General features: G+C 69.4%; 11 protein-coding genes and 1 pseudogene. 6 read left to right on the top strand and 6 right to left on the bottom strand.

Annotation, left to right across the window (positions count from 1 at the left end; translation table 11 throughout):
• Positions 1 to 64: 64 nt before the first annotated feature.
• Positions 65 to 1939 carry a DNA helicase RecQ gene (recQ, locus tag EV278_RS01580; RefSeq protein ID WP_207905422.1) on the top strand — a complete coding sequence of 625 codons (1875 nt, stop codon included), beginning with the start codon at positions 65 to 67 and terminating at the stop codon, positions 1937 to 1939.
• A 75-nt stretch (positions 1940 to 2014) separates the two neighbouring features.
• Positions 2015 to 2311 (top strand): hypothetical protein, encoded by a 297-nt coding sequence (locus EV278_RS01585; RefSeq protein WP_132085988.1) that lies wholly within the window; start codon positions 2015 to 2017, stop codon positions 2309 to 2311.
• A gap of 4 nt (positions 2312 to 2315) precedes the next feature.
• Here the strand turns inward: EV278_RS01585 and mmcB are convergent, their stop codons facing one another.
• On the bottom strand, positions 2316 to 2774 hold the full coding sequence (mmcB, locus tag EV278_RS01590) for a DNA repair putative endonuclease MmcB (protein WP_132085990.1): 459 nt from the start codon (positions 2772 to 2774) through the stop codon (positions 2316 to 2318).
• 140 nt (positions 2775 to 2914) lie between these two features.
• Between mmcB and EV278_RS01595 the strand changes: the two genes are divergently transcribed.
• Complete coding sequence (locus tag EV278_RS01595; RefSeq protein ID WP_132085992.1) at positions 2915 to 3910, top strand: hypothetical protein; 996 nt, start codon at positions 2915 to 2917, stop codon at positions 3908 to 3910.
• Positions 3911 to 3960: 50 nt separating this feature from the next.
• Here EV278_RS01595 and EV278_RS01600 read toward each other — a convergent pair whose 3' ends face one another.
• Together EV278_RS01600 and EV278_RS01605 are read right to left on the bottom strand one after the other, a co-directional pair.
• The gene (locus EV278_RS01600; protein ID WP_132085994.1) at positions 3961 to 4482 is read right to left on the bottom strand and encodes a lipocalin family protein; all 522 of its coding nucleotides are present in this window, start codon (positions 4480 to 4482) and stop codon (positions 3961 to 3963) included.
• A gap of 86 nt (positions 4483 to 4568) precedes the next feature.
• Positions 4569 to 5693: a ferritin-like domain-containing protein gene (locus tag EV278_RS01605; protein ID WP_132085996.1), complete on the bottom strand. Its 1125-nt coding sequence runs from the start codon at positions 5691 to 5693 to the stop codon at positions 4569 to 4571.
• A 149-nt stretch (positions 5694 to 5842) separates the two neighbouring features.
• Between EV278_RS01605 and EV278_RS01610 the strand changes: the two genes are divergently transcribed.
• Complete coding sequence (locus EV278_RS01610; protein WP_132085998.1) at positions 5843 to 6550, top strand: Sir2 family NAD-dependent protein deacetylase; 708 nt, start codon at positions 5843 to 5845, stop codon at positions 6548 to 6550.
• Between the two features lie 10 nt (positions 6551 to 6560).
• On the opposite strand, the gene EV278_RS01615 is transcribed toward EV278_RS01610, so the two are convergent.
• On the bottom strand, positions 6561 to 6998 hold the full coding sequence (locus tag EV278_RS01615) for an SWIM zinc finger family protein (protein ID WP_132086000.1): 438 nt from the start codon (positions 6996 to 6998) through the stop codon (positions 6561 to 6563).
• 111 nt (positions 6999 to 7109) lie between these two features.
• On the opposite strand from EV278_RS01615, the gene EV278_RS01620 reads away from it, so the two are divergent.
• Complete coding sequence (locus EV278_RS01620) at positions 7110 to 9176, top strand: glycoside hydrolase family 65 protein (RefSeq protein WP_132086002.1); 2067 nt, start codon at positions 7110 to 7112, stop codon at positions 9174 to 9176.
• Positions 9177 to 9194: 18 nt separating this feature from the next.
• On the opposite strand, the gene EV278_RS01625 is transcribed toward EV278_RS01620, so the two are convergent.
• Both EV278_RS01625 and EV278_RS24210 read right to left on the bottom strand, forming a co-directional pair.
• Positions 9195 to 9653, bottom strand: coding sequence for a metallopeptidase family protein (locus tag EV278_RS01625; protein ID WP_347812814.1), 459 nt, complete (start codon positions 9651 to 9653; stop codon positions 9195 to 9197).
• A pseudogene (locus EV278_RS24210) lies at positions 9633 to 9962 on the bottom strand (metallopeptidase family protein); the annotation flags it as partial. The gene EV278_RS01625 and the pseudogene EV278_RS24210, both read right to left, overlap by 21 nt.
• Before the next feature lie 151 nt (positions 9963 to 10113).
• Here EV278_RS24210 and EV278_RS01630 point away from each other — a divergent pair.
• Positions 10114 to 12426, top strand: coding sequence for a PAS domain-containing sensor histidine kinase (locus tag EV278_RS01630; protein WP_132086004.1), 2313 nt, complete (start codon positions 10114 to 10116; stop codon positions 12424 to 12426).
• The last annotated feature ends 130 nt before the right edge of the window (positions 12427 to 12556 follow it).

The following is a 12556-nucleotide window of genomic DNA, read 5'->3' on the forward strand; positions in this document are numbered from 1 at the left end:
ATTTTGGCGGCCGGATCATGGCGCCGCGCTTGGCCTGGCCTCCGCGCGCTGTCAAAAGACGCCCGTGTACGACCATCCTGATTCCGCATACGGGTCCCCTGCGCGGGGACCGGCCGTCTCGCTCGACGCGGCGCGCGAGGTGCTGCGCCGCACGTTCGGCCATTCGGACTTCCGGGGTCTGCAGGCCGGGGTGATCAGCGAGTTGCTGGCCGGGCGCAGCGCCCTGGCCGTGCTGCCCACCGGCGGCGGCAAGAGCCTGTGCTACCAGATCCCCGCCCTGGTCCGTCCGGGCCTGGGCCTGGTGGTCTCTCCCCTGATCGCCCTGATGGCCGACCAGGTGGCCGGCCTGCAGCAGGCGGGGGTGGCGGCCGAGCGGCTGGACAGCAACACCCTGCCGGGCGAGCGGGCCGAGATCTGGCGGCGCATCGACGCCGGGGTTCTGGACCTGCTGTACCTGTCGCCCGAGGGCCTGATGCAGCCGTCGATGCTGGAGCGGCTGTCGCGCCTGCCCCTGTCGCTGGTGGCGGTCGACGAGGCCCACTGCGTCAGCCAGTGGGGTCACGACTTCCGGCCCGAATACCGCATGCTGGGCCGGCTGGCCGAGGTGTTCCCCCACGCCCCGCGCCTGGCCGTCACCGCCACCGCCGACGCCCGCACCCGCGACGACATCCGCGCCGAACTGCGCCTGCAGGGGGCGGCCGAGTTCGTCGACAGTTTCGCCCGCCACGAGCTGGCCCTGAACGCCGAGCGCAAGAAGGGCAAGGGCCACGACCGGGTGATCGAGCTGGTCACCGAGCGCCCCAACCGCGCCGGCGTGGTCTATGCCGGCAGCCGCGACTCCACCGAGAAGCTGGCCGAGAAGCTGATCGCCGAGGGGATCCCCGCCCTGGCCTACCATGCCGGCCTCGACAAGGCCGTGCGGGCCCGGCGGCTGGAGGAGTTCCTGGAGGCCGACGCGGCGGTGATGGTGGCGACCATCGCCTTCGGCATGGGGGTCGACAAGCCCGACGTCCGCTTCGTGATCCACGCCGACCCGCCGGCCGCCATCGAGTCCTATTGGCAGGAGATCGGCCGGGCCGGCCGCGACCGCCAGCCGGCCGAGGGCGTCACCCTCTACAGCTCGGCCGACCTGGCCTGGGCCGTGCGCCGGATCGAGGCCCAGAGCGCGCCTGACGAGGTCAAGGCCGTGCAGCTGCGCAAGCTGCGCCAGTTCTACGCCATGCTGGAAGGCGTCACCTGCCGCGCCGCCGCCGTCCGTCGCTATTTCGGCGAGGAGGGCGTCGAGCGCTGCGGGGTCTGCGACATCTGCGTCTCGCCGCCGACCGGCGTCGACGCCACCCAGGCGGCCCAGAAGGCGCTGTCGGCCGCCCACCGCATGGGCGGTCGGTTCGGGCGCGGCCGCCTGGTCGACCACCTGCTGGGCAAGACCAAGGACGTCACCCCGGCCGAGGCCCAGATGTCGACCTTCGGCATCGGCAGGGAGTTCAGCCCCCAGGGCTGGCGCGACCTGATCGACACCCTGGTGTTCGAGGGCCTGCTGCGCGAGGACCCCAATGACGGCCGCCCGCTGATCGGCCTGGGCGACGGCGAGGGCGTGCGCCAGGTCTATCGCGGCGAGCGGCTGGTCTCGCTGCGCCAGCAGCCGGCGACGGCCGACAGCCCCGGGCGTTCAGGGGCCGGCAAGACCGCCCGCAAGCGCCAGGCCCTGACCGTGCCGCTGGAGGACCAGGCCCTGTTCGAGGCCCTGCGCAGCTGGCGGCGCGAGGAGGCGGCGCTGCAGCACGTGCCGCCCTATGTCATCTTCCACGACGCCACCCTGGCCGAGATCGCCGCCGCCCGTCCCGGCACGCTCGCCGCCCTGGCCAAGGCCGGCGGCGTCGGCCAGGGCAAGCTGGACCGCTATGGCGAGGCGGTGCTGAAGGTGGTCCGCGACAACTAAGTTGGCGCTGGACAGGGAAACGTTTCACGGCGCGATGTGTTAGGCTGGTTGGCGCCTCATTCCACGGGATTTCGCATGACCGACTTCACGATCAAGACCCCGGCCCCCAAGGCCTCCGCCAAGACGAAAGCCCAGGCCGGCGTCAAGCGCGCCAAGGCCGCCGTCGAGAAGGCGGTCGAGACCGTGGCCGAAAAGACCGAGGTGGCCCGAACCTACGCCGCCGAGAAGGCCGATGTCGGCAAGGCCTGGACGGCCGAAAAGGCCAAGGTCGCCCACCAGCAGGCCGAGGAGCATCCCGTCGCCCTGGCGGTCGGGACCTTCGTGGCCGGCCTGGTGTTCGGCTTCCTGCTGGCCCGCAACTTCGACCGCTAGAGTCTCAAAGCGAGAGCCGCTCGGCGGTGACGCCGGCGGCGCGCAGGGCGGCCAGCCGGGCGAAGGCCAGGGTCAGGGCCTTGCGCCGCGCCGGGGCCAACGGCGCGACCGGCGCCTCGCGCACCACCGCGCCGCCGAAGCCGTCGGCGACGATCAGCCCTGGCTCGTCGGGCAGGATCCCCTCGGGAAAATCCGGCGACACCGCGAAATAGAAGGCGTCGCAAAACGGCGCGTATTCGGGCCATTTGCGGTCGACCCGGAAGTCCTCCAGCCCCGACTTCACCTCGACGATCAGCACGTCGCCCTTGGGACCGAGAGCCATCAGGTCGGCGCGGCGGCCGTTGGGCAGGGTCACCTCGGCCAGGGGCGCATAGCCCAGCGAGACCAGAAACCGCCCGGCCCCGCGGGTGACCAGATCGGTGGTCTCGGGCCGGGAGGGCCGAAGATCGATGACGACGTTCATGCTGGAACCATGTTCCAGCTTTGTTCGCGGATCAAGATGAGTTTGATCTGCTCTATCTTTTCGATAGCTCCACTATTCGAACGCCGCATAATTTGTATAACTCGCTAAGCTAACCTCCGTGGCGAGACGAGGGGGAATCGATGGACGTTGAGCAGCCCTATGTCATCGCGCGGAGTATTCAGGGGTCGGTAGGGCAAGGCCTGGTCCAGATTGGTGAGCGCGGACGGTGTCGTTTCTGCGGGAACACCGATCTCAAATTCTTCCGGAAAGTCGCTCATACATTCCCGGAAGCCTTGGGAAATAAATGGATCGTATCGCTTGATGAATGCGATCTCTGCAATGAGGCGTTCTCTGTTTATGAAGATGCACTGGCCAAAGCCGTCGGCTCGGTTCTGACTATCGGCGGAACTCTCGGGAAGGGCAACAAGGTCCGCCAGACCGGGCGCAGCAGGGGCAACACCGTCATTTCGCATGGCCGAAACGAGAACGGCAAGCGACGGTTGACCCTTCAGGCTGTCGTAGCTGATTTCAAAGATGCGTTCACATTGGACGCCGCGACTAACCTTCTCCACTGGAAGATGCCTGTTCCAGCAGCGCCGTTCTCTCCGCTCTTGGCCTATAAGGCGTTGGTCAAGATGGGCTTGAGCCTGGTTCCCACTGAGCGGCTTGGCGAATATTCAGCCCTGCTCGATTGGGTGCGTCGGCCATTGGCGGCCGCTCCTGAGGACAGCCTTCGCGTTGGCCTCTCCTTTGGGGCGGTAGGCAATAGTCCGCAGTTGGTTGTCGGGACGCTTCTGCGCAGGATCGCCAACATCCCTGAGGCGCCGGAAACGATCTTCATCTATTGCGCGGGGTCGGTATGCATCCAAATCGATCTAGCGGCCGCGCTGGCTACGGCAGAACGCCCGGCGTCGGCTGCGCGATTGAACTTCCAATGGATTAATGAGCTCTGCGGCGCCCCTCAACGGCCAGCGACGATCATCCGCTACGGCGCTCCGATAGAGCTTGACTGGTCGTCCGCAACTCAGATCCCAACCCCCATTGAGACACTGAAAATTACGTTCAATCCCACAACTTTGATGGGCTCGATAATGCCCATCCTTCGCACCGGCCAGCCGCCGCGAAAAGAGATCTAGCCCCGGGCGATAGGACGACGATGAAGTCTGGAACGCGGCGCATCACGGTCTCACCCCGGCGGCTGCTGCGGATATTCCAGCTTGGCGTAGCCTAGCGACTTCACGCGGGCCAGGGCCGCGGCCTTGGCGGCCGGGTCCATCACCGCCTTGCGCGACAGCAGCCAGACGAAGTTGCCGCCCGGCGTGGCCATGATCGCCCAGGAATGGTCGTCGGCGCAGTCCAGCACCCAGTATTCCTGCTTCTTCAGCCCGCCCAGGAAGCTCATGGTGAAGCGGGTGTTCTGGGTGCCCGCGATGATCTTGCCGGTGGTGTCGAACGCCTTGGCCGCCCCGCTGGCCGAGCCCTTGCGGCAGACCTGGTGGACGGAGAAGCCGTCGGCGCCACGGCCGGTGAACTCGGTGGTCGGGGCCTCGCAGTCGCGCTGGCCGGCGTTGGGCGTGCGGGCGATCTCGTACCACTTGCCGGTATAGAAGCTGGCGGCGATCGGCCGGGCCGGCGGCCTGGCGGCGGCGGTCGCCGACATCGGGGCCGCCAGCAGGCTGGCGGCGATCAGGATCGTAAGTCTGCGCATGACGCCCATCTTGCCCCAAGGGACGCCAGAAACGCAAAGCGCCTCGCCCAGGTTCCGGCGAGGCGCTGGTGAGAGCTGACGGCCGGCTATTCGGCGGCGATGGTCACCGGCGTGGCGCGGTCCTTGAAGTTGATGGCCTGCAGGTGGCGGATGCCCTCCTCGGCGATGTCGTCGCCGACCATCCGCTCGCCCTCGCCCTTCAGTTCGTCCAGGTCGACATACATGGCGTAGAAGGCCTTGGTGCGCTCGGTGATGATGCCGGCGTTCAGCAGCGTCTTGACCAGCACCCGGAAGATGTTGGTCTGCTCCTTCATGTTCTCCCGACGCAGGTCGTCGGTCATGATCTTCCCGTATTCCTCGACCACCTTGTCGGGATCCAGGCCGAACTCGGCGTAGAGGTCCAGCTGCTGGTGCGGCGAGACCAGGTTGAACAGCAAGGTCTGGAAGCAGTGCGCCGCCCAGTCCTCGATGATGGCGTGTTCCTCGGGGGTCAGCTTGGGCACCGTGCGGTCGGCCCAGATCTTCCCGAACTTGTGGTGGAAGGCCTCGTCGGTCATCACCAGCTGCAGCATCTTCTTGGCCAGCGGGTCGTTGATCTGGGTGTAGAAGGTGGCGAAGGCGCCCATGGCCAGGCCCTCGACCAGCATCTGCATGCCGATGATCTTCTTGTAGACCTCGGGCGCGCCGATGATCTCGACCAGCAGGGTCTTCAGGGCCGGGCCGCATTCGACCGGCTTGCCCCAGCGGGCCTTGATGTACTTGGCGAAGGCGGTGACGTGCCGGGCCTCTTCGCGGGTCTGGTTGGCGGCGTATTCCTGGGCGCCCTGGTCCTTCAGCACGTGGCAGAGCGACGCCGACAGGTTCAGCGCGCCCTGCTCGCCGTGCAGGATCGACGAGAAGCTGCGCAGCACAGACTGGTTGATGAAGCGGATGCGCTGCTTGGGATCGCTGAGGTGGTCGGAGACGTAGTCGGTGGACAGGGCGATCACCAGGTCCTCGGGAACCAGCGCCTGGTTCTCCATGTCGAACGGCTCGTCATAGTCGATATAGGCCTTGTCCAGCGGGTCCCAGAAGTGGTCGTGGGTCGCGGAGATGATCTTGTCGAAGGCGGTCGAGCGGTTGTTGTAGCGGTCCAGTTCGAGCATCGACTCGAAGTCGTCCGGCGCCACCGCGTCGTACATGGCGTCCTTGGTGATGTTCTTGTCCGTCACGGGAAGTTCCTCGCCAATGGGTCTGGACAGGATCCGTCTAACGCGGGTCTCTTGCCTATCTGAACACTGTCCACTCAAAGAACCGGCGGGGTCAAATTAAAAATGACGGCTGCGTCAGGTTTGCAAAACCGCATCGCGCCGGGAGAACCATGGGCCTGAACGTCTTCGTCCTGACCGGCGCCGGGATCTCGGCCGAGAGCGGCCTGGGCACGTTCCGCGACGCCAGCGGGATCTGGACCCAGTATGACTTGTCGGAGGTGGCGACCCCCGAAGGCTTCGCGCGCGACCCGGCCAAGGTGCGGGCCTTCTACAACGCCCGCCGGGCCAACCTGGCGGGCGCGGCGGCCAACGCGGCGCACAGGGCCCTGGCCCGGCTGCAGAAGGGTCTGGCGGCGCGCGGCGGGCGACTGTTCCTGTGCACCCAGAACGTCGACGACCTGCACGAGCAGGGCGGCTGCACCGACGTGGTCCACATGCACGGCCAACTGCGGGTCACGCGCTGCCACGCCTGCCAGGCGACCTGGCCGGACCTGGAACCGTTGAGCGCGGACACCGCCTGCCCGCGCTGCCGGGTCACCGGAACGGCCCGGCCGCATGTGGTGTGGTTCGGCGAGGTCCCGCTGTTCCTGCACGGTATCGACGCCGCCCTGGAAGAGAGCGACCTGTTCGTCGCCATCGGCACCTCGGGCGCGGTTTATCCGGCCGCCGGTCTCGTGGCCCAGGCCCGGCGGCTGGGAATCCGGACCTGCGAACTGAACCTGCAGCCGTCGGACAACGCCCGCGTCTTCGACGAGCGCCGCTACGGCCCGGCGACTCAGGTCGTGCCGGCCTGGGTGGACGAGGTGCTGGGCGGGTAGAGTGCGGCCTCTACCCTTCCAGCCCCGCCAGCACCTTGGGGTCTTTCTTCGCCAGCTCGACGATACGCTCGATCAGGGCGTCCTTGCTCTCCAGCGACAGGCCGTCGCGCAGCCGGGCCAGGCGGTCGCGGACATAGCCTCGGCCCGTGGCGTCCAGCAGGTTGGCCGCGGCGACCACGGCCGCCTGGTGCTTGCAGGCCCCGAACTTGTCGAAGCCGGGACAGGTGCAGGCGCCCTCGCCGTCCGGCGCGCGCAGGGTGACGACATAGAGGTCGCCGGCGCTGCCGGTCACGTGGCCGGTGACGGCGTCGTCCTCGATCGCCACCAGGTCGACGGCCCCGGCCTCGGCCATGGCCGCGCCGCTCTCGAACCAGCGCTCGTCCATGCGGCCGCGCCACGCGGCCACGTCGAAAAGCGGGGCGTCGAAAGGGCTGTCGGCGGGACTCATGCGGGATCCTCGGTGAGCGGGGAGCCTTGAGCCCCCTCCGATCATTTGTCTAGCCCAGGCCCCGGCGTCGCCGCGGGTTCGTTTCACGCTCGCGCAAACTTGGAGTTTCGCATGGGAAAGCCGATCAGTCCTCCGCCGGTGGCCGGCGGCCTGCGGGGCGAGTTGCCCGCCTATCTCTCGAACGGGGTGGTCGGGCTGCGCGTGCGGGCCAATCCGCTGGCGGCGGGCATGACCCTTGTCAGCGGCCTGGCCGGCCGCCATCCGGTGCGGGATATCGAGGCCGCCGCCCTGGCGCCCTATCCCCTGGCCGTCGATGTCGCCCTGGACGGGGTGTGGACCACGGACGCCGGCGACGCCCTGACCATCCTCGACCAGGCCTACGACTTCGAGACCGCCGAGCTGACGACGCGGCTGGTCTATCAGCCCGGTGCGGTGCGCGCCGAGATCGAGGTGACGACCTTCTGCAGCCGCGATGATCCGACCATTGTCTGCCAGGAGCTGCGCCTGAGGCTGGACGGCCTGGCCAAGGTGGCTTTGCGGCCGATGATCGACACGCGCGGCGTGGAAGGCCAGGCCCTGGCCCACGAGCGCCGCACGCCGGGCGAGGCCGAGCCGGCCTGCGACGGCGCGCTGCTATGGGAGACCGAAGGCGGCCTGTCGACCTGCGGTCTGGCCCTGGTGACCAGCGTCGACGCGCCGGTGGAGACGCAACATCCGCCCTTCCAGCGTGGGCGGTTCCATACCGAGCACAGTTTCGAAGGCGACCAGCGGCGCGACTACCGGCTGCGCCAGATCGTCAGCGTCACGCCCAGTTCCATCCACGACCAGCCTGACCAGCACGCCGTGCGCATGGTCGCCCTGGCCCGGCGCCAGGGCTTCGAGGCGATCCGGGAGGCCAACCGCAAGCAGTGGCGCGATCTCTGGCGCGGCCGCATCGAACTGGTGGGCGCGCCGCGACGTTGGCAGGCCCTGGCCGACGCCTCGTTCTACTATCTGATGGCCTCGTCGCATCCGTCGTCGCCATGCTCGACTTCGATCTTCGGCTTGGCCACCTGGGGCGACTATCACTACTATTTCGGCCACGTGATGTGGGACGTGGAGACCTTCGCGGTCCCGCCGCTGGTCTTCCTGCAGCCGGGGGCGGCCGAGGCGCTGCTGGACTTTCGGACCTGCACGCTCAAGGCGGCTCGCAAGAACGCCTACGCCCGAGGGCGTCGCGGCCTGCAGTTTCCGTGGGAAAGCGGCCCCGTGACAGGACAGGAGGCCGCGCCGCTGCCGGGTACAGCCTCGTGGCACGAAGACCACATCACCCCCGACGTGGCCCGGGCCTTCGCGCTCTACGCCGCCGCGGCCGGCGACGAGGAATTCATGCGCGAGCAGGCCTGGCCGGTGTTGTCCGGCGTCGCCGAGTGGATCGCCAGCCGCGTGACGCCCACCGAGCGCGGCCACGAACTGAAGCGCTCGATGGGCGTCGCCGAGCGGGAGACGGAGAGCGACAATCCCGCCTTCGCCGTGCTCGCCTGCCAGGCGGCCCTGGACGACGCGCTGGACATGGCCGAGAGGCTGGGCAAGCCCGCGCCGCCTAAATGGCGGACGATCCGCGACAGCCTGGTCCTGCCAATGCAGGGCGACCTCCTGGCGTCGCACGACGACTATCGCCCGGACGAAGAGAAGGGCGAGACGCCTGACCCGCTGATGGCCTTCTTTCCGCTGTGGCGCGACCTGGGCGTCGAGGTCGAGCGCACGACCCTGAGCCATTACCTGGGTCTGGCCGACGCCTATGTCGGCTCGCCGATGCTGTCGGGCCTCTATGGCGTCTGGGCCGCCTGGTCGGGGGACCGGGCGCTGTCGGCCCGGCTGCTGGAGGAAGGCTACGCCAAGTTCGCCGCCGGCCGCTTCGACCAGATCCTGGAATATCGCCCGGACCGCTTCCCCGAGCAGCCCCAGGCCGGACCGTTCGGGGCCAATATGGGGGCGTTCCTGATGTCGCTGATCCAGGGCTTCCCGGCCCTGCGCCCGACCTTGGGCCCGCCGGAGACCTGGCCCCAGCGGCCGGTGACCCTGCCCGAGGGCTGGGAGGCGATCCGCATCGACCACCTGTGGGTCCGGGGCCGGCGCTACCGCCTCGAGGCGCGGCAGGGCCGGATGGCGACCCTGGAGCCGGTCGATGAGGGCTGAGCCTCCCGCCGCCCGTCGCTAGGACTGCTCGACCTGCTCGATGCCCGCGTCGCTGAAGCCGAAGTGGTGAGCCACCTCGTGAACGAAGACGTGCTCGACCAGCGCCTGGAAGCCGACGTCGCCCGCGCACCACTCGTCCAGGATCGGGCGGCGGAAGAGCCGGATGCTGGAGGGGTTCGGCGCGACGTCGAACACGCTCCGCCGCGTCAGGTCGACCCCTTCATAGACCCCGGTCAGCTCGAACGGGTCTTCGATCTCCAGGGCGTCCAGCGTCGCGTCGTCGGCGAACTCCTCGACCCGGACCTGGACGTCGCCGACCGCCGCCTTGATCGCCGGGGGAAGATTGGCCAGAGCGTGGCCGGCCAGGGCGGCGAAATCGGCCAGCGACGGGGATCGGGCCTGGCTCCAGCCTTCCCCCGAGATGGTCGCGGGCGGCCAGACGGCGTTGAACGCCCGGCCCAGCTCGTCGGCCAGCACATGGGCGACCATCTCACCGAGTGCGACGTCGCCGCGCTCGCACCATTCGTCGAGGATCGGCCGGCGGTACAGGAACAGCGTCGGCGGACCCCGGCCCAGGTCGCGGAGGAGGCCAGTCAGGGCGTACGGATTCTCGATCCCCTGATCGTCCAGCACCGCGTCCGGGGCGAAGTCATCGACGCGGAGCGCCACCCCGCCGGCCCGATGGCGGATCTCTGCGGGCAGGCCGTCGAAGGCCTTTCGCGCCAGGGCGGCCAGATCATCCAGCGACGGGGCCAGGGTCGCGGCCAGGGGGTCGGTCCAGGTCATGGCCGGTAGATAGGCCGCCGGCGTCGCGCCGGAAAGGCGGGGCCGCATGGCCATGAACGGCCAGGCTCATCGCGCTCTGGCCACACGCGGCCTAATCTGTGAATCTGATTCGCTAACCACGTCCGCAGCCCGGGGGCCGACGACAAGCCTGATGACCTCGTCCGACTTGATCCTGGCCGCGACGGCCGGCGCGGTCTGCCTGGCCCTTTGCGCCACCCTGTGGGCCATGTCGCAGCGACGGCGGTTCGAGGACCACCTCGCCCGCCTGAAGGCCCGCGCCGGGGCGCTGGAGACACGGCTGATGGACGCCCAGGGCGCGGCCGAGGCCTTCGAGACCGCGGTGGTCGTCCTGCATGACGACGGCGTGGACCTGGTTTCCGGCGAGGACGCCCTGGCCGCCTGCGCCCAGATACTGGACGTCGCCGCCGACGCCCGAGCCGTGGTCGCGGCCCTGACCGAGGCCGACCCATCGCACGCCCTCAAGCTGAAGACCCTGTTCGAACAGGGCGAGGCCTGCGCCTTCGAGGCGCGGGGCGCGCGCGGCGGGGTGCTGGTCGAGGGCCGGGCGGCCGGGACCCGCGCCTGGCTGCGCCTGGCCGCGGCGGCCGCCGACGAGACCGGCCTGCCTGACGCCCGCCGCTTCGCCGCCTTCATGGACGGCCTGGTCGAGCCGGCCTGGATCGCCAGCGCCGACGGCGCGCCGGTCTGGGGCAACGCGGCCTATCTGCGGGTGGTCGGGGTGGAGACCGCCGCCGACGCGGCGCGGGACAACAAGTCGCTCGACCGGGCCGCCGACGCCCTGGCGGTCGAGGCCGCCAAGGCCGGCGAACTGCGTGAGCTGGTCCGCTGGGTGCCGCTGGACGGCCGCCGCCGGGCCCTGCGCTTTTCCGCCCAGCCGCTGGACGGCGGCGGGGTCGGGGTGTTCAGCAGCGACGTCACCGAGGTCGAGGACATGCGCGACGCGCTGAAAAAGCACGTCGCCGCCCACGACGAGACCCTGAACCACATCGCCGACGGCGTGGCGATCTTCAGCGCCGGGCGACGCCTGGCCTTCCACAACACCGCCTTCGCCGAGCTGTGGGGCCTGGAGCCGGCCTGGCTGGCCGAGCGCCCGACCCACGGCGAGGTGCTGGACCGCCTGCGCCAGCGTCGCAGGCTTCCCGAGACGGTGGATTATGCGCGGTGGAAGGCCGCCGAGCTGGCGCGCTACGAGGACCTGGGCCCCCAGGCCGACGAGATGTGGGACCTGCCCGACGGCCGCACCCTGCGCGTCGTGCGCCAGCCCCACCCGCTGGGCGGCATGCTGCTGCTCTATTCCGACATCACCGGCGAACTGCGGCTGAAGGCCCAGTACAACGCCCTGATCCAGGTGCAGCAGGCTACGCTGGACAAGCTGAACGACGCAGTGGCGGTGTTCGGCTCGGACGGCCGCCTGCGGCTGCACAACGAGGCCTTCGAGACTTTCTGGAACGTCTCGGCCCAGGCTTTGGAGGCGGCGGTCGATTTCGAAGGCGTGGTCGAGCTGTGCGTGCCGCGCCTGCACGACCTCAGCTTCTGGCGCGAGCTGAAGGGGCGGGTCGCCGATCCCGACCCGCAGATGCGCGCCCCGACCTCGGGCGAGACCCGCACCTCGGACAACCGGATCATCGTCTACCAGTCCCGGCCATTGCCGGACGGGGCGACATTGATCGCCTTCGCCGACGTCACCGACACCCGCGCCCTGCAGAACGCCCTGGACGACCGCTCGGCCGCCCTGACCGAGGCCGAGCGGCTCAAGCGCGACTTCGTCGGCAACGTCTCCTACGAGCTGCGCACGCCGCTGACCACGATCATCGGCTATTCGGAGCTGCTGGAGCGGGCCGACGGCCTCAGCGAGCGCGGGCGTGGCCACGTGGCCTCGGTGCGCGCCGCCGCCACCCAGCTGGCCCGCTCGATCGACGACGTGCTGGACATGGCCCAGATCGACGCCGGCGAGATGGCGCTGGAGATCGAGGACATCCGCGTGGCCGGGCTGCTGGCCGACGCCCAGGAGCGCTCGCTGAAGGCCGCCCAGCTGGGCGGGGTTACGCTGTCTGTGGAGTGCGACAAGGACGTCGGCCTGATCCGCGGCGATCACAAGCGGCTGTCGCAGATCCTGGACCACCTGATCGAGAACGCCCTGCGCCAGACCCCGCCGGACGGGGTGGTCACCCTGTCGGCGCGGCGGGCGCTGGGCGAGGTGCGGCTGGACGTGTCGGACACCGGCCGCGGCGTGCCCTTCCACGTCCAGGCCCACATCTTCGACCGCTTCGTCGGCCGCGACCGCGGCGGCCCGGGCCTGGGCCTGGCCCTGGTCAAGGCGCTGGTCGAGCTGCACGGCGGCTGGGTGGCGCTGGAAAGCGAACCGGGCGCGGGCTCGACGTTCACCTGCCACTTGCCAGAGACCCAGCAACCCGGGGCGGCCCAGCCGGAGTTCGGGTTTTAGGTTGGCATGACCACTTGCCCCCTACGGGTCGCTGCGCGACCGTCTTCCCCCGGAGGGGGAAGAGTACTCGGTCTGAAGGCTCCGCCCCCTATGGGGGCGGACAGACCGCGAAGCGGTCAGGTGGGGGCAA

The sequence above is a fragment of the Caulobacter sp. BK020 genome, assembly GCF_004342605.1.
Taxonomy (GTDB): domain Bacteria; phylum Pseudomonadota; class Alphaproteobacteria; order Caulobacterales; family Caulobacteraceae; genus Caulobacter.